Below are 17,974 nucleotides of genomic sequence, written 5' to 3'. Positions count from 1 at the left end.
GAGTCCATATAAATATAGAACTCAGGTTGCTTAGTTGCGCTTTTTAAATACTGTCTACTTGACAGGGGTCACTCCATAAATTTGTGCTCTTTTTTATTTTGAAGGAATAAAGAAAACAGATATAGCTGCGAGAAGACCTGCGAATGAGAATAAGTAAAAATTCCATGCTAAGTCATATTGCATTGTCATAATAATACCGACAAGGATAGGACCAGCAATCGCACCAACTCGGCCAAGTCCAAGTCCCCAGCCTAAGGAAGTAGCTCGGATATGGGATGGGAAGTATTGTGTTACATATGCATTTAATATTTGAGTAATACCGACTGATCCAATGCCAGCAAGACCAATTAAAAGATAAATGATTGTAACAGATGGTTGAATTGTTAATAGTCCGATACAGATAGCTGCCATAAGATAGGAGATGCTAATAACAATTTTGGCTCCTATACGATCCGCGATTGCTCCAGCAAACAATGCACCGATAGCGGCAGTAATATTTAGCATAAGTAGAAATGATAAACTAGATCCAAGAGGGTATCCTGCTTGGCGCATCATCTGCGGTAACCAAGTATTTAAACCATATATCAAAAACATTCCCATTATATAAGTAATCCAAAAAAGCAGCGTTGCTTTTATGTATTCTTTTGAGAATAAGGTAAGAAATCCATTTTTCTTTCGTATATTAGATGGGGCTTCATGAGTTTCATCTTTTGCATAGAATTCAATTTTAAAGCGATTAAGAATTTGGTCCACTTCTTCTTGGCGATTACGTGATAATAAAAATTGAATGGATTCGGGTAAATAACGAACAATGAATGGAATGAGGAGTAGTGGAATCATTCCGATGCCAAACATAATCCTCCATCCGAAATCTTCTAACATAAACATAGACAAAATAGCACCTAACACGATACCTAAAGGATAGCCAGTAAACATAAGAGCATAAATAAAAGATTGTCGCTTTTTTGGTGAATATTCAACAGTAAGTGCTGAAGCTGTTGGAATAACACCGCCTAATCCAATTCCACCGATAAATCGCCATAGCCCAAATAATTCAGGAGAAGGAGCAATAGCAGCTAGGCCCATTGTGATAGAAAAAAGTGCTAAACAGCATATGAGTGTCCATTTTCGTCCAATTAGATCTGTAATGGTTCCAACTAGAATAGCGCCAATAAACATCCCAAACAAAGCGTAGCTGGCGATTGTACCAGCGTGTGCCGGTGAAAGTGCCCAGCTCTTGTCTTCCAGGAGCTTTGGCAGAACGGCGCCGTAAATACCTAAATCATATCCATCAGCTAGAATGGCTAACCAACAAATAAAAACAACAAGTTTTGTGATAGAGCTTGAAAAGATAGTTGCTGTGGATTCTGGATGAGGTGGAGCAGAAGGTTGCATAGTATTCACCCCTTTTATTTGTAGATGAATATATTATTTTATTTTGTGTTAATATTTTCCTTCTTGTGTCGGAATTTATCTGAAAAGGTTTTATAACAAATAAAGAAGTTCAACAGGAACTCTGTTGAACTTCTTTATTTACTCGTTATCAACTCGCTTTAACGGTTGATCTGCTGGCCCTTCAATAACATCTCCCTCAATTGAAAATCGGGAACCGTGGCAAGGACAGTCCCAAGTGCAATCACCATTATTCCATTCAACTTCGCAGCCGAGATGTGTACAAGTTGTATCAACAATATGTAATTTTCCATCTTTGTCCTTATAAGCACCTGCTCGTTTCCCGTTAACATGTACAACAGATCCTTCACCAACTTCGAGATCTTCTGGCTTACGTAATGCGGTTTCAATCTTTCCTTCAATTAAATGTTTCGCAACATCAATGTTCTGAGAAAGGAACGTTTTTATATCTGGATTTGCATGGAAGCGTGATGGTGCATACAGCTCTTTATAGGGACTGTGGACTTTTAGAATGGAATCCTTTAGTAAATGAGCGGCAGCAGTCCCGGTTGTCATTCCCCATTTACGATATCCAGTTGCAACAAATATATTTGGATTTCTTTCGTTAATATGCCCGATATAAGGAAGCTTATCTAGCGTGATTAAATCTTGTGCTGACCATCTATAAGGAACTTCGTCTACTCCAAAAGTTGCTTCCGCAAAAGAATACAGTGCTTCGTAATGAAGCATTGTGTTTATTCCTTGTCCTGTTTTATGACTTTCTCCGCCAATTAAAATTAATTGTTCTCCATTGTTTGTTGTATAGCGTAGGGAACGTTTTGGATCATCAATACTTAAGTACATGCCACCTGGATAATCCGTTTTTGCTTTAATTGCAAGAGCATAAGAGCGTTCAGCATACATGCGCGTAAAGAAAAAGCTATTAGCATCATAAAAAGGAAAATGTGAACAAGAGACAACATATTCACAAGTGATACGATGCCCCTCCTTTGTAATGACTTGTGGAGAATCTCCTTTTTCCACATCCATAGCTGTTGTTTGTTCGTAAACTTTTCCGCCCATCTCCACAAACTTTTCTAGAAGTGTTTTCAAATAAAGAAGGGGATGGAATTGTGCTTGATTTTTCATGACAAGTGCAGATTGCACTGGAATCGGAATCGATAGAGATTGAACATAGTCACAAGGTATATTTAATTTTTGATAGGCTTCATATTCTTTCGATAAATTTCTTAATCCATTATCGGTAGTTGTATATAAATATGAATCTTCATTTGAGAAATTACAGTCGATTTTATATGTTTGCACAGTTTCATTTATGAATTGTAGAGCATGATTATTTGATTCATAGTAAAGCCCGGCCTTTTCCACACCGAAATGATTTATTAATTCATCATAAATAAGATCATGTTGTGCTGTTACCTTTGCTGTTGTATGCCCAGTTGTTCCATTTAAAATAAGGCCAGAATCAATTAACACAACATCGATGCCTTCTTTTGCAAGTAAATAGGCAGTAGTAATACCTGTAATACCAGCACCGATAACAGCAACTTTCGTCTTTATATTTTCGGATAAACGAGGGAAAGTAGGGAACTGAGTAGATTCAATCCAATAAGATAGTGGCAATTGTGGAAATGTATCACTTGTCATTGTGGAAACCTCCTGATTTTAGAACAATTTTCCTTTTAATATTTCCATATTATATGAAATTCATGTGTGCTTTTTTAGAAGGAGCCTATTTTTATTAAAAGAAAGATAAAATTATTTTAATATAATTATTAAGTGTTGTCGGTATGAAGAGGTAGAAGTTGTGTAAAGCTAGGTTTAGGTGAGTGTATTTGTTGTTTACACCGAGAGTTCTTGAATAAGATAGAGTCTGTAGTATGTCCGCGTATGTATATGCATAATGGATAAAACCTTATAAAATCTATGTTTTTTCTTTAGTGAAATAAAGTATAATTATAAAAGTATAACCAACTTTTATTACTAGGTCATAAAAGTTGTTGACAATATAGAAATTCTATTGATATGATTCATCATGTGGAAAGGTTGATAGAGAGTAAAAAGAGAAATGTTTTTCATTGATAATAAAAGCGAAAAATAAGTGACGATAGAGTGAGTATATTTTCCTTATAATAGATGCTTTTTTTAATCACCTAGTAAAATCAATCTGGAAGCAAGAATTGATATATGTAAGTTGCGCAAGGCGCGGCATAAGAAAGGGGCAAAAGGATGAAGGAGCTTCATACGTTTGGGTGGTATGCAGCACGTGTATCACCACATTTGCCGAAAAAAGCATTTAAACCAGTTCCTACTCGTTTGTTTGGTGGACTGGCTTATTTGCTTGTGGCATTGGCGGGGTTAATAGCGATTGGTGTATTTGAATTGAATGTGTGGGCAAATCTAGGAATTGCGATTGTTCTTGGATTATGTTTTGCTTCACTTGGGTTTTTAGGGCATGAAATTTTACATGGAACTGTTGTGAGAAAGGCGTGGCTTCGTGATTTCTTAGGAGCGATTGCATTTATGCCGTTATCAACAGGTCCTAAACTTTGGAGAAAGTGGCATAATGCAACGCATCACGTTCATACACAACATGAAGAGAATGATCCAGATGCATGGCCGACACTTGAGAAGCTTAAGAAGAGTAAGTTTTTGAGCTGGGTATATCGTATGCCTCTTCATGTACGTTCATTCTTTAGTTTTCTGTCACTAACAATTCAATTTACATTGCATTCGACTCGAATGTTCTTTCATTTCATAAAAGAATTTAAGTCATCCAATCAAAAATCTGTATGGCTTCAACTTCTTTTGCCTTGGACAGTTTGGATTAGTTTATTGTTTATTATGGGACCTGGAAAATGGTTATTTGCATATGTGATTCCGTTGTTAATTGCTAACTTTATTGTAATGGCATATATCGCAACAAATCACCGCTTAAATCCAATTGTGCCAGTAAATGATCCGTTAGCAAACTGTTTATCAGTAACAGTGCCGCGCTGGGTAGACGTTTTACATTTCAATTTCTCATATCATACAGAACATCATTTGTTCCCTGCTATGAGTTCTAAATACTATCCGTTAGTAAAAGAGAAAATTAAAGAAATGTGGCCGGAACGCTATCATGAGATGCCAATGACAAAAGCTTTGGCAGCACTATGGAATACACCACGTGTGTATTATCAAGGAAGTGAATTAGTGGATCCGCATAGAGAGCATTTCTATGGTTCTTTAGGAAATGGACTAGATCCTCATAATATTTCATATCGCGAGGAACATATAGAGGAAGAAGAGAGCATTAAAAAAGCAAATCAATAAAAATTAATATATTTTTGCAATGAAAAAGCAAGCCATCTCTGGCTTGCTTTTTCTTATAAAGAGACTTCTTTTTTATTCTTTGCACTAACTTGAACTGAATTTGTTTCTTTTCGTTGTAGTCGTTTTTCCAAAAGGTTAACAAGGTAAGTGAATAGGAGAACAAGCACGAGATAATATAAACCAACGATTATATATGTATCTAATTGTTGGAAGTTACCTGCAGCAATAGATAAACCTGATCCCCATAATTCGGACATTCCTACGTAAGCAACAAGTGAAGAATCTTTTAATCCAATAATAAACTGATTTCCTAAAGGAGGAAGAGATTGACGAAATGCTTGCGGTAATACGATGCGGCGCATCGCTAAAGGATACGGCATACCTAGAGAGCGAGCAGCTTCTAATTGTCCACGGTCAACAGATTGGATGGATCCGCGGAAAATTTCAGTAATATATGCACCGTTATGGATTGCTAAAGCAATTGCTCCTGCCCAAAAAGGGGTGAAAACAATAATAGATGTAATACCGAAATAGAGAATGGCGATTTGAACAATTAAAGGTGTACCACGAATAATAGCGATATATACATGAGCAATACTATTTAAAACTTTATTGTTAGAGATTCGAAAAAAAGCGAATAGTAATCCAATTAGTGAACCGAGTAATAGGGATGTTAGTGTTAATTGTAGTGTGACAATAGTAGCCTTTAAGAGTGTGGGATAAGTAGACATAAAAATTTCAAACATATGTGTCACCTCATATTGTATGGATTTTGGTAGGGAATGAAATACCCCACTGATTATTAGCCCACACCAATTGGGAGTTTTACTGCCCATAAATAGCGGGATAAAAAGTGGGGCATAATTTATGAAACATTTAACTAGCTAATTTACTTTGTTTTTTCCTCTTCACCAAGAATATTACGCCCAAACCATTTTTTACTGATCTTTTCATACGTACCATCTTTAATAATTTCATCTAAAGCCTTATTTACTTTCTCGACCATTTCTTTATCATCTTTACGAATAGCAATTCCCATTTCATCAAGGTTTAATGGTTTTCCAGCTTCTTTTATATTTGATTTACCTTCTTTGATCATGCGCAAACCAACCATTTGATCTGTGATTACTGCGTCAATACGTCCAGGCTCTAAGTCCATAAGTGCAGTAATATCGCTATCGTATTCTGTAATTTGATCTGTATGTTTTGCAACAAGGTCTTTAAAGGTACTAGCTTTTACAACACCAATTTTCTTACCTTTCAAATCTTCTGGAGAAGAGATAGATGTATTCTTTTTAGCTACAAAAATTTGGGCACCAGAACGATAATAAGGATTTGAGAAATTAACAGCTTTTAAGCGTTCTTCTGTAATTGCCATACTGCCCAGTATTACATCATACTTTTTCGCTTTGAGACCTTGGATTAGCGTTTCCCATGGATTTGTAATAGGAGTCGGTTTCATATTCATTTTTTTCGCAAGTGCCTCACCTATTTCCACATCAAAACCGACAAGTTTTCCGTCATTTTCTTTATAGTTAAAAGGTTTATATAAGCCACTCATCGCATAACGAAATTCTTTTTCACCATTTGAAGAAGTAGTGGCACTTTCCTTACTACAGGCCCCGAGTATAAAGGATGTACATAATGTAATACTCGCAACAATGGTTAATAGTTTTCTTTTCATAAAACCCCTCCTATATATTAATCATACGGATGGTTTTAAGTATGTTATTGAGATATTTTATTTAGATGATTAGTTGTGCACCGTATGAATGTATTTCTTTTCGCTTGAAACAGAAGTTACATTATAAAACGTTGCGTAAAAATTGTTTCGCTCGTTCATGTGATGGAGCTGAAAAGAATTGTGCTGGCGGAGCATCCTCTACAATTTTTCCATCATCCATAAAAATTACGCGATCAGCTACATCTCTTGCAAAATTCATTTCATGAGTAACAATAACCATGGTCATTCCTTCTTCAGCAAGTTCTTTCATAACTTGCAATACTTCTCCAACAAGTTCAGGGTCTAAGGCTGAGGTAGGTTCATCAAATAGCATAATTTTAGGATTCATAGCAAGAGCTCGTGCAATAGCAATACGCTGTTTTTGGCCACCTGACAGAAGGTGGGGAGTTACATCTGCTTTATCTTGTAGACCGACTTTTTGTAAAAGTTGATTTCCGATTTCCTTTGCATTTGCTGCTTCTAATTTTTTTACATGAATAGGTGCTTCTATGATATTTTCTAGTGAGGTCATATGGGGAAAGAGGTTAAAGTGCTGAAAAACCATACCGACATTTTCACGGACTTTGTTTAAATTTGAATGCTTTGGATCAATTTGTTCACCTTGTAAGTGAATTTCACCTTCATCGTACATTTCTAAAAAGTTAAGACAGCGAAGTAATGTACTTTTACCGGAACCACTGGCACCAATTAAAACAACAACTTCTTTTTCATTTACTTTTAAATCAATTCCTTTTAAAACATCAAGTGACCCGAATGATTTTACTAGATTTCGAACCTGAATCATACAAAACCCCCAGTCAAAAATATATTTTACAAATGTTGCCCCTTATTTCTGTTATTAGTCATAAATTGTCAGAATCCTTTATTTTTTTTGGGTGATTTGATATTCAAGGGAGTAATGATTTTTAAAATCTCTATATCTTTCTATAACGAAAATATGGATAATAATATATAGGTAGTACTTATATTGCTTATAAAAAGGGGGAAAGAAGAGATGGGAAAAGAAAGGAAGACATTTTCCTTTGGCTTACGTACACAACTTATGCTATTCACTACAGTTTTAGCTTTAATTACATATTCAACAAGCATATTTTTTATTTATGTGGTATATGATTATTTTCAAAGTTATGTAAGTCAAACTGTTTATAATATTATCGTTATGTTATTAGGGGTAGTATGGTCTGGAATTTTAGCATATGGAGCAGCCGTATTTTTAATTAAACCGCTTCGAAAGTTAGAGGAGGCGGCGAGAAAAGCGGCTGAAGGAGACATTCGTGAAGATGTTCCGTTACCGAAGACTGATGATGAAATTAAATCTTTAAGTGTTGCTTTTAATATGATGCTTGGGAACTTAAGGGGCATGGTAAAAAATATTGATACAACATTTTCGTATACAAACAATCAAGTACAGCAAATTAGAAAACAAACAGGTGAAGCAACGAAACAAGCACAAGGTGTTTCTGAAACACTTGCAGAGATTTCTTCTGGCGCTGAGCAATCAGCGGCATCAATTCAAGCGATTGTTTCTGCTGTTGATACAACAACTTCTATTGCAAGTGAAGTAGAAGAGAAAGCAAAACAGTCTGATGAGTTGTCTTCAGAAATGGTGCAAGCTTTAGGACATAGTACTCGTGTCTTTACGTCTTTAATTCAAGGTATTCAAACATTGGCGAAAGAAAATGAAGATTCAATGCAAAATGTACAGAAGTTAGAGGAAAGAATGAAACAAGTAGAACACATTGTATCTGTTGTGAGTGAGATTGCTAGCCAAACTAATTTATTAGCACTAAACGCTTCTATTGAGGCTGCTCGTGCAGGAGAGCACGGAAGAGGCTTTGCGGTTGTTGCGGAAGAAGTACGGAAACTTGCTGATGAAAGCGATCATTCTGCAAGAAACATATCGCAGTTATTACGAAACATGCAAGAGGAAGTACAACAAGTTGCAATGAAAATGACAGAACAAGTGAAAATAGCTAAAGAAGAGGCGAAACGTGGGGAAGCTACGGAATTAATTTTAAAAGAAATGTCATCAAGTGTTATGGAAGTAGCCGATGCAACTAAGCAAATTAGTGGCTATATGAACGAACAAGTGAGTCACATTCATCAAACAGGGGCACAGACGAAGGCCGTAGCAGCAATTGCTGAAGAAACGTCAGCTGGTTCACAAGAAGTAGCACGTGTGACGTTGCAACAGTCTAAAAATATGGTGGTAATCGATCAATTGTTAAAGGATTTAGAGAAGCAAGCAGCGGACTTAAAACAAACAATTGAACGATTTTCAATGTAAAAAGGAAGAACAGTATTTTGTTCTTCCTTTTTTTACGTATGAAAGGGTGGGATACTTTGTTGAAAACGAAAAACATTGCAAGGATCATATATGGTTTTCACTTTACGTAATTTTTGAAAGTTAGGACCATAATAACTAGTTTGCCAATTTTTAATGTCGATATCGGGCCAATTGACATAGTCACCTAGTGTATAAGGATCTAAGCTTTCTCGTAAATCTTTAACCCAGCGTATATTTCGATTTTCTTCATCATCACATTTCCAAGAGGTAATGTATTCTTGCGCAATAATTGCTTTACGATGGAAATAAGCTGTTTCAGTAGGTGGAATATTTTCAACAGCACCAACGAGTGATTGGTGCCAAATACTCGCATCTTTATTTGGTGCATGAGAAAGAAAATACTGCATGATTTGAATTCCTTTAAGAGGGATAGGTTTATATACGTAGGAACCGGAGCGCTTGAAGTTTTCAGGGATGTTACCACTGTTAAAAAATTCAACAGCCTTTATATAAGGAACTTCATCTATAAAGAGAGAGGGGGTACCAGTTTCAAGAAGAGGAGATAATAAGGAATGGAGTTCAGAGGCAGAGCCAACAAACTCACCTTGTGCTTCAATTTTGTTTTGTTGCTTTGTGAATAATTCAATTGATGAAGTGAGACGTTCGTCTATATAAGGCGCCCAGTTTTGCCAAGCTTGAAATGCAGCAATAAAGTCCTCCCATTCCCATGTAATCGAGAAGATTGATACATTTTTTATAGGGTGTACTCGAAAAGTCAAAGAAGTAATAATTCCGAAGTTTCCACCACCACCACCGCGGCACGCCCAAAACAAGTTATGGTTTTCATGTTCGCTTGCACGAATGATTTTTGCACCAAATTTACCACAGGCTTGTACCATTTCAACTTCTATTAATTGATCACATGTTAATCCAAATAAGCGTGAAAGCATACCTATGCCACCGCCAAGTGCTAATCCAACAATTCCAACGCTTGCGCTTGTACCAGCTGGTATTGTCACACCATAATTCCAAAGCTCTTTATAAACAGTGCCAAGGTTTGCACCAGCTTCAATTGTTGCTGTTAATTTATCTGTATTAACAGTAATACGATGCATTTCACTTACATCAATAATAAGTCCTCTATTTAAAAGAGAAAAATTTTCATAGCTATGACGTCCGCTTCTTAAGCGAAATGGTACATGACGTTCACGTGCCCATTTTAAGGCGTTACTCACATCATTTTTATTTTGGCAAAAAACAATAATACAAGGGAGTTTTGGAATACTTAAGTTTAAATTAATTCGGGCTACGTCATAGTCAGGATCTGAAGGAACAACGATACGACCTGTTAATTTTGTTTGTTTCAATTTATCACTTCTTTCTAAAATAAGCAGTGCTTTTTATTAATATATGAAAAGCGTATGTAACGTGCGTGGACAAAAGCAGGTGAGGAATGAGATTTGCCTTTGTGAGAAATAAATAAAGCATAAGAATGAGGAATCTACATAGAGTTCAATGAAAACAGTTGCAAACTATTCATATTTTGTTATGATAGTGTTACGAAAACGTTTGCATAAAAAAATTTCCGATGGGATGCAAAAGGAGAGAAGGACTATGAATAAGACATGGTGGAAAGAAGCAGTTGCTTATCAAATTTATCCACGTAGCTTTATGGATTCAAATGGTGATGGTATTGGAGATTTACAAGGTATTATTGCGAAACTGGATTATTTAAAAGATTTAGGTATAGATGTAATTTGGATTTGTCCAATGTATAAGTCACCTAATGATGATAATGGTTATGACATTAGTGATTATCAAGATATCATGGATGAGTTCGGTACAATGGCAGACTTTGATGCTTTACTAGATGAAGTTCATAAACGTGATATGAAGCTTATTATTGATTTAGTTATTAATCATACGAGTGATGAACATCCGTGGTTTATTGAATCACGTTCGTCTAAAGACAATCCAAAGCGTGATTGGTATATTTGGCATGATGGTAAAGATGGTGCGGAACCAAACAACTGGGAAAGTATTTTTAATGGTTCGGCATGGGAATATGATGAAGTAACAGGACAATATTATTTACATTTATTCTCGCGTAAACAACCAGATTTAAACTGGGAGAATAAAGAAGTCCGCGAAGTGCTATACGATACAGTTAACTGGTGGCTTGATAAAGGAATTGATGGTTTCCGAGTGGATGCAATCAGCCATATTAAAAAAGAAGATGGTTTCAAAGATATGCCAAATCCAAAAGAACTAAAGTATGTACCATCTTTTGATAAACATATGAATGTGGATGGTATTCAACCTTTATTAGAAGAGTTAAAAGAAAATACGTTTTCTAAGTACGATATTATGACTGTTGGTGAAGCGAATGGCGTTAAGATTGAAGATGCTGAGCTTTGGGTTGGAGAAGAGCGAGGTAAGTTCAATATGGTATTCCAATTTGAACATTTAAGTTTATGGGATGCAGAAAAGAAGAAAGATCTTGATGTTGTAGGATTGAAAAAAGTATTAACGAAATGGCAAAAAGGACTAGAAAATAAAGGATGGAATGCCTTATATATTGAGAATCACGATAAACCACGTATCGTTTCGACTTGGGGAAATGATAAACAATATTGGCGTGAAAGTGCAACGGCTCTAGGCGCAATGTACTTCTTTATGCACGGTACACCTTTTATTTATCAAGGGCAAGAAATTGGGATGACAAATGTTCAGTTACCAAATGTTGAGGATTACGATGATGTAGCAACTAAAAATTTATATCGTGAGAAAATTGCAGAGGGCGTATCACATCAAGATATGATGGAAGTTATATGGGCTTCTTGCCGCGATAATTCACGTACACCTATGCAGTGGAACGATGAGATGAATGCTGGCTTCACAACAGGTGCACCTTGGTTTAGTATGAATCCAAACTATAAAGAGGTTAATGTTGAAAAGCAGAAAAATGAAGAAAACTCTATTTTCAATTTCTATAAGAAAATGATTGCCTTGAAAAAAGAACACGATGTACTGAATTACGGTACGTACGATTTACTTTTAGAAGATGATCCGCAAATTTATGCATATACTCGTACATTAAACGATGAAAAAATCGTCGTAATTAGCAATATTTCAAAAGAGGAAGCTGTGTATAATGAGGAATTATTTGCACTAGAACGCAAACGTTTGCTTTTAAATAACCATGAAGTTGCGGAACATGAACAAGTAACTACAATCACGTTAAAGCCTTATGAAACAAGGGTTTATCGCATTTCATAATAAAAAAGGATGCTCTTAGAGCATCTTTTTTTATGAAAAAAAATAAATTTCTATTGCAAAGTGAAAACGCTTTTATTAAAATAGATTTATGAAAACGGTTGCGTAAAGATAAAAATAAAGTAACATAAGGAATCGTTTTCATAAGAGAAACAGAAATTATAATTTAAATCATTATGTTGTTATAAATAAAGGGGAGGAAGAACAGATGAAAATTACGTCTTTTGATTTTTGGCAAAAGTTTGGGAAAGCGTTATTAGTTGTTGTAGCTGTAATGCCAGCAGCTGGTTTAATGATTTCTATCGGTAAGTTAATTGGGATGTCTGCTGGGGATATTAACGCAGTTCATACAATCGCTCGCGTAATGGAAGACATAGGTTGGGCAATTATTACAAATCTACACATCTTATTCGCGGTAGCAATTGGGGGATCTTGGGCGAAAGATCGTGCAGGTGGTGCATTTGCAGCGCTACTAGCATTCGTCTTAACAAACAGAATTACAGGAGCTATATTTGGCGTAAACGCTGAAATGTTAACGGATTCAAAAGCGACAGTTTCTTCAGTATTAGCAGGAGATTTAGTTGTAAAAGATTACTTCACTTCTGTACTTGGTGCACCAGCATTAAACATGGGAGTTTTCGTAGGGATTATCACAGGGTTCTTAGGAGCTACTTTATATAACAAATACTATAACTATAATAAACTGCCACAGGCATTAGCGTTCTTTAACGGAAAACGCTTCGTACCATTCGTTGTAATTGTTTGGTCTACAGTCACTGCAATTGTATTATCACTTTTATGGCCATTCATCCAAAGTGGATTAAATGAATTTGGTCGTTGGATTGCAGCATCTAAAGATAGCGCACCAGTTGTTGCACCGTTTGTATATGGAACGTTAGAGCGTTTACTATTACCATTTGGTTTACACCATATGTTAACGATTCCGATGAACTACACAGAGCTAGGCGGAACATATACGATGTTAACTGGCTCAAAAGTTGGACAAATTGTAGCAGGACAAGATCCATTATGGCTTGCATGGATTACAGATTTAAATAACTTATTAGCAAATGGAGATACGAAAGCATATAACGATCTATTAAATAATGTTGTACCAGCTCGTTTCAAAGCAGGACAAGTTATCGGCTCAACAGCAGCATTAATGGGTATTGCATTCGCGATGTTCCGTAATGTTGATAAAGAAAAACGTGCAAAATATAAACCAATGTTCTTATCAGCAGCATTAGCGGTATTCTTAACAGGTGTAACAGAACCAATTGAATTTATGTTCATGTTTATCGCCCCAGTATTATATGTTGTATATGCAATTACAACAGGACTTGCATTCGCGTTAGCAGATTTAATTAACTTACGTGTTCATGCATTCGGATTTATTGAGTTAATTACTCGTACACCGATGATGATTAATGCAGGACTAACTAGAGATTTAATCAATTTCGTTATCGTTTCATTAGTATTCTTCGGTCTGAACTTTACATTATTCAATTTCTTAATTAAAAAGTTCAACTTACCAACACCAGGACGTGCAGGTAACTATATTGATAATGAAGATGAGTCATCAGAAGGAACAGGAAATGTACAAGATGGTTCATTAGCAACAAAAGTTATTGATTTATTAGGTGGAAAAGAAAATATTGCTGACGTAGATGCTTGTATGACACGTTTACGTGTAACAGTAAAAGATTTAGATGTTGTTGCACCAGAAGCACAGTGGAAACAAAATGGTGCTTTAGGACTTATCGTAAAAGATAAAGGTGTACAAGCAGTATATGGTCCGAAAGCTGACGTATTAAAGTCAGACATTCAAGATATGTTAGGTGCGTAATAATATGAAATTGCTAACTTTAAACTGTCACTCTTGGCAAGAAGAAAATCAAATAGAAAAGATAAAATATCTTGCTAAAGTCATTCAAGAAGAAGAGTACGATGTCATCGCATTGCAAGAAGTAAGTCAGTCGATAGGGGCTGAAAATGTATGCGGTAACAAGAAAGAAGATAATTTTGGACTTTTACTATTAGAAGAGTTAAAAGCGTTAAAAGCGTTACATGTAAAAGATTACAATATTACTTGGGATTTCTCTCATATTGGTTATGATGTTTATGAAGAAGGATTAGCGATTATAACGAAGCATAGTATTATAAAAGAAAATACGTTCTTTATATCAGAAAATAAGGATACGACGTATTGGAAAACACGCAAAATTGTAAGTGCAACAATTGCTTATAATGATAAGAACATCACGTTTTACTCTTGCCACCTCGGTTGGTGGAATGACGAAGAAGAATCATTCAAAGATCAAGTGAATCGTTTGATGGAGCGTGTAGATAGCAATGAACTTTCCTTCTTAATGGGTGATTTTAATAATAACGCTCGTTTGCAAGGTGAAGGTTATGAATATATGATGCAAAAAGGTTTGTACGACACATATAAACTAGCAATAGAGAAGGATGAAGGAACAACTGTCCAAGGTGAGATTGCGGGTTGGGATGAAAATAAACATAATTTGCGAATCGATTTAATATTGTGTAACCAAAGTGAAAAAGTTCGTTCTTCAAAAGTCATTTTTAATGGTACAAACCGAAAAGTAATTTCAGATCATTTCGGTGTAGAAGTACAAGTAGATATATAATAGAAGAAATCCTCACAGATGATGAAAAGCTGTGAGGATTTTTTTGAGGAATACAAGTATTTCCAAGAGAAAATACTTGTATTTTTTATGACATTTCCTATATATTTGTTATTATTGAATGTAAAACCGATTTGGTCATTTTGTATTCATACTTTGACTTACTTCGTTATATAATGTAATAAGTCAAAGTTAATGGGAAAAAATAGTTCGTTTTTGGTTAATCCACGATGTAGAAAGTGATATAATTGCAAAATGTATGTATCATTTTCTAAAGAAGGAAAAATATATAATTAGGTGATAACTTTTATGAAACAAATTTGGCGTATTTATAAGACAGATTTACGGAATGTAGCCAAACATTGGGCTGCAATTGTTATTGTTTTAGGATTAATGATTTTACCATCGTTATATGCATGGTTTAACATTAAAGCTTCTTGGGATCCATATGGAAATACAAAAGAGGTTCCCATTGCAGTTTCTAACCAAGATGCAGGCTCTAATTTAAGAGGGAAAGATATCAATATCGGGGACGAGATTGTAGATTCTCTGAAGAAAAACAAAAATCTTGGTTGGAAATTTGTAGACGAAAAGCAGGCAATTTACGGAGTTGAACGTGGGGATTATTATGCAAGTATTACAATCCCAAAAGACTTCTCTGAAAAAATTGCAACTGTTCTGGATGAAAATCCACAAAAGCCAGAACTTGATTACTATGTAAATGAAAAAGTAAATGCGATTGCACCGAAAATTACAGCAAAAGGTGCATCAGGTATTACGGAAGAGATTAGTAAAAACTTCGTTAAAACAGCGAACGGTGAGATTTTTAAAATCTTCAATGACCTTGGAATCGATTTAGAAACAAACTTACCAAGTATCGAGAAAGTAAAAGACCTTGTATTTAAGTTAGAAGCGCAGTTCCCAGAAATGAATACATTGATGGATAAGGCGTTAGATGATGCGACTCGAGCAGAGGATGTTGTGAAGGTAGCACAAAAAGAGTTACCGGTTGTAGAAAGTGTTATTAATGATGGTCAGGATACACTTAAGAGCTTAGATGCATTCTTTGCGAGAAACGATGAAACATTGAATCGTGCGCCAGGAACTATTAAGAATAATTTAATTGCAATACAAACAGGTTTGAATGGTGCGGCGGCGATTACAGATTTCTTAAAAAATCCATCTGTTGATTTCAATCTGGCACTTCCAGATCCGGCTACACTCCCGGTGTTGCCTGATATAACTATTCCACAGATACCACAAATACCAGAGTTACCGCAGGTGAATGGTGAGGGGTATAAAAATATCGCTAAAAATATTAATCAAACTGTAAATAATGTTTTTAGTTCTACTCGTGTTGGAACGGCATATGTAAAAAGTGTTATGGATGGTCTTCAAAATAATGGTGTTGATCCAGCTGTAGCGCAGAAAAATGTACAGGATGCTTCAAAACTTCTCCAAGAGCGTATCGATAGTGTTTCATATTTGATTGATTTCTTTACAGCTTTTAAGGAAGCAGCTTCAACGGACTTCGGTAAACAGTTCTTTGGGAACAGAGTAGAGAGTTTAACGGTTCTTAAAAATTCTATGGTGGATGCGAACGATAGAGTTAAGCATGTAGGGGATTTAATTAGTTCTGGACAAGAGGTTAAACAAGATGTACGAGATGCAGTAAATCAAAAATTAGATTCAGTAAATAATTTAGTAACTCAAGCTGAAAAGGACTATAATGCAACGTTCGTAGCCGATTTTGAAAAAGCAGTAAGCACAGCTGAGCAATTGAAAAACAAGGCTGAAAATGTAAAAGAAGATGCTCAGCAACTAAGAGGAAATTTAAATCAAGGAATAAACAAAACTAATGAGATATTAGACAATGGTAGAGAAAAATATGATAAGGCTGTAAATGATTACAGCAGATTAAAAACGGAGCTTGGAAAAGCGAGAGAAGACTTAAATAATAAAGGAATCAACGGATTAGATTCTACAAAAGTAGCTTTAAATGATATAAGAGGAGAGTTACAAGCTGGAAAGAATTTAGTTAATGATATGATCCCTGTTATGGAAAATGCGAATAAAGTTTTAGCAGATGTAAATAGTGATAAAAACATGAATAACACGATTGCTAAATTGAATAAAGCAAAAGATGGTTTCCAAAAAGGAATCGATTTAACTGATAAAGGAATTGACGCTATTAATAAAGGTCAAAAACCAGCGGCAGATGTTATTGAGAGCATTAATGAAGTATCTAAAAATGTTTCGGGTCAAATAGGTGACATCTTAGCTAAATACGATTCAGAAATCGTTCCAAACTTTAATGAAGCAATTGCTCGTACAAAAGAGATGTCTAAAAACACATCTCAAATTTTAAAAGAAGCAGATAAAAAGCTTCCAGATGTTAAAAAGTTACTAGAAGATTCATCAAAAGGCTTAGTAGACGGTAAAAAGAAATTAGCAGATATTAAAGCTGAAATGCCAGCTACTGAGAAAAAGATTAAAGAATTAGCAGATAAAATTCGTGATTTTGAATCTGAAGAGGATTTAAAAGACATCATCCGTTTATTGAAAAATGATGTTGAGAAGCAAAGTGATTACTTTGCGAATCCAGTAAATTTAAAAGAGAATAAATTATTTGCGATGCCGAACTACGGCTCAGCAATGTCACCATTCTATACAGTGCTTGCATTATGGGTAGGCGCATTATTAATGGTTTCATTATTAACGGTAGAAGTGCACGAAGAAGGCGCGAATTATAAGAGCCATGAAATTTACTTCGGACGTTTATTAACATTCTTAACGATAGGTCTTTCACAAGCGTTTATCGTATCAATGGGAGATATATTCTTACTTGGTACGTACGTAGTCGATAAGTTCTGGTTTGTATTATTTAGTTTATTTATTGGTGGAGTCTTCGTTTGTATCGTATACTCACTCGTTTCTATTTTCGGAAACGTTGGGAAATCGATGGCGATCATTTTACTTGTACTGCAAGTAGCAGGATCGGGCGGAACATTCCCGATTCAAATGACACCAGCGTTCTTCCAAGCAATTTATCCATTCTTACCGTTCACATACGCAATTAGTGCAATTCGTGAAACAGTAGGCGGGATGCTTTGGGATATCGTAACACGAGATTTACTTGTATTAAGTGCTTTCGTAGTAGTTATGATTGTTGCTGCGTTATTACTGAAAACACCAATTAACAAATCGAGTGAAAAGTTTGTTGAGAACGCAAAAGGAAGTAAAATCATTCACTAAAATAAAAGGTTCCTACCGATAGAGGTAGGAACCTTT

General features: G+C 35.4%; 11 protein-coding genes and 2 pseudogenes. 7 read left to right on the top strand and 6 right to left on the bottom strand.

The features are described 5' to 3' along the window. Positions 1-93 precede the first annotated feature (93 nt). A complete protein-coding gene (locus tag ACQVV1_RS23495; protein ID WP_242256603.1) occupies positions 94-1,395 on the bottom strand; it encodes an MFS transporter in 1,302 nt (433 codons plus the stop codon). Between the two features lie 138 nt (positions 1,396-1,533). Beyond that, complete coding sequence (locus ACQVV1_RS23490) at positions 1,534-3,060, bottom strand: FAD-dependent oxidoreductase (RefSeq protein WP_242256601.1); 1,527 nt, start codon at positions 3,058-3,060, stop codon at positions 1,534-1,536. Between the two features lie 582 nt (positions 3,061-3,642). On the opposite strand from ACQVV1_RS23490, the gene desB reads away from it, so the two are divergent. Continuing rightward, the gene (desB, locus tag ACQVV1_RS23485) at positions 3,643-4,728 is read left to right on the top strand and encodes a Delta(10) desaturase DesB (RefSeq protein ID WP_063221611.1); all 1,086 of its coding nucleotides are present in this window, start codon (positions 3,643-3,645) and stop codon (positions 4,726-4,728) included. Between the two features lie 53 nt (positions 4,729-4,781). Here the strand turns inward: desB and ACQVV1_RS23480 are convergent, their stop codons facing one another. The 3 genes from ACQVV1_RS23480 to ACQVV1_RS23470 form a co-directional block, all read right to left on the bottom strand. Then, positions 4,782-5,474 carry an amino acid ABC transporter permease gene (locus ACQVV1_RS23480; protein WP_063221612.1) on the bottom strand — a complete coding sequence of 231 codons (693 nt, stop codon included), beginning with the start codon at positions 5,472-5,474 and terminating at the stop codon, positions 4,782-4,784. Between the two features lie 143 nt (positions 5,475-5,617). Beyond that, positions 5,618-6,412, bottom strand: coding sequence for an ABC transporter substrate-binding protein (locus ACQVV1_RS23475; RefSeq protein WP_101167856.1), 795 nt, complete (start codon positions 6,410-6,412; stop codon positions 5,618-5,620). Positions 6,413-6,533: 121 nt separating this feature from the next. Continuing rightward, positions 6,534-7,256 carry an amino acid ABC transporter ATP-binding protein gene (locus ACQVV1_RS23470; RefSeq protein WP_242256600.1) on the bottom strand — a complete coding sequence of 241 codons (723 nt, stop codon included), beginning with the start codon at positions 7,254-7,256 and terminating at the stop codon, positions 6,534-6,536. Between the two features lie 210 nt (positions 7,257-7,466). On the opposite strand from ACQVV1_RS23470, the pseudogene ACQVV1_RS23465 reads away from it, so the two are divergent. Continuing rightward, positions 7,467-7,817: pseudogene (locus ACQVV1_RS23465) on the top strand (HAMP domain-containing protein); the annotation flags it as partial. A 369-nt stretch (positions 7,818-8,186) separates the two neighbouring features. Next, positions 8,187-8,759 (top strand): annotated as a pseudogene (locus tag ACQVV1_RS23460) (methyl-accepting chemotaxis protein); the annotation flags it as partial. Between the two features lie 32 nt (positions 8,760-8,791). On the opposite strand, the gene ACQVV1_RS23455 reads toward ACQVV1_RS23460, so the two are convergent. Next, complete coding sequence (locus ACQVV1_RS23455; protein ID WP_242256596.1) at positions 8,792-10,126, bottom strand: FAD-binding oxidoreductase; 1,335 nt, start codon at positions 10,124-10,126, stop codon at positions 8,792-8,794. A gap of 247 nt (positions 10,127-10,373) precedes the next feature. On the opposite strand from ACQVV1_RS23455, the gene ACQVV1_RS23450 reads away from it, so the two are divergent. From ACQVV1_RS23450 to ACQVV1_RS23435, 4 genes are all read left to right on the top strand, one after another. Next, positions 10,374-12,038, top strand: coding sequence for a glycoside hydrolase family 13 protein (locus ACQVV1_RS23450; RefSeq protein WP_242256594.1), 1,665 nt, complete (start codon positions 10,374-10,376; stop codon positions 12,036-12,038). A 205-nt stretch (positions 12,039-12,243) separates the two neighbouring features. Then, entirely contained in the window at positions 12,244-13,881 is a 1,638-nt protein-coding gene (locus ACQVV1_RS23445) for a PTS transporter subunit IIBC (protein ID WP_309259648.1), read from the top strand. Positions 13,882-13,885: 4 nt separating this feature from the next. Next, positions 13,886-14,686, top strand: coding sequence for an endonuclease/exonuclease/phosphatase family protein (locus tag ACQVV1_RS23440; protein ID WP_242256589.1), 801 nt, complete (start codon positions 13,886-13,888; stop codon positions 14,684-14,686). A 306-nt stretch (positions 14,687-14,992) separates the two neighbouring features. Further along, complete coding sequence (locus tag ACQVV1_RS23435) at positions 14,993-17,938, top strand: YhgE/Pip domain-containing protein (protein WP_242256587.1); 2,946 nt, start codon at positions 14,993-14,995, stop codon at positions 17,936-17,938. Positions 17,939-17,974: the final 36 nt, after the last annotated feature.

It is taken from the genome of Bacillus basilensis (assembly GCF_050630465.1).
Lineage (GTDB): Bacteria > Bacillota > Bacilli > Bacillales > Bacillaceae_G > Bacillus_A > Bacillus_A basilensis.
The sequence above is the reverse complement of the archived record's forward strand: the minus strand, read 5'-3'. Positions and strand labels throughout refer to the sequence as shown.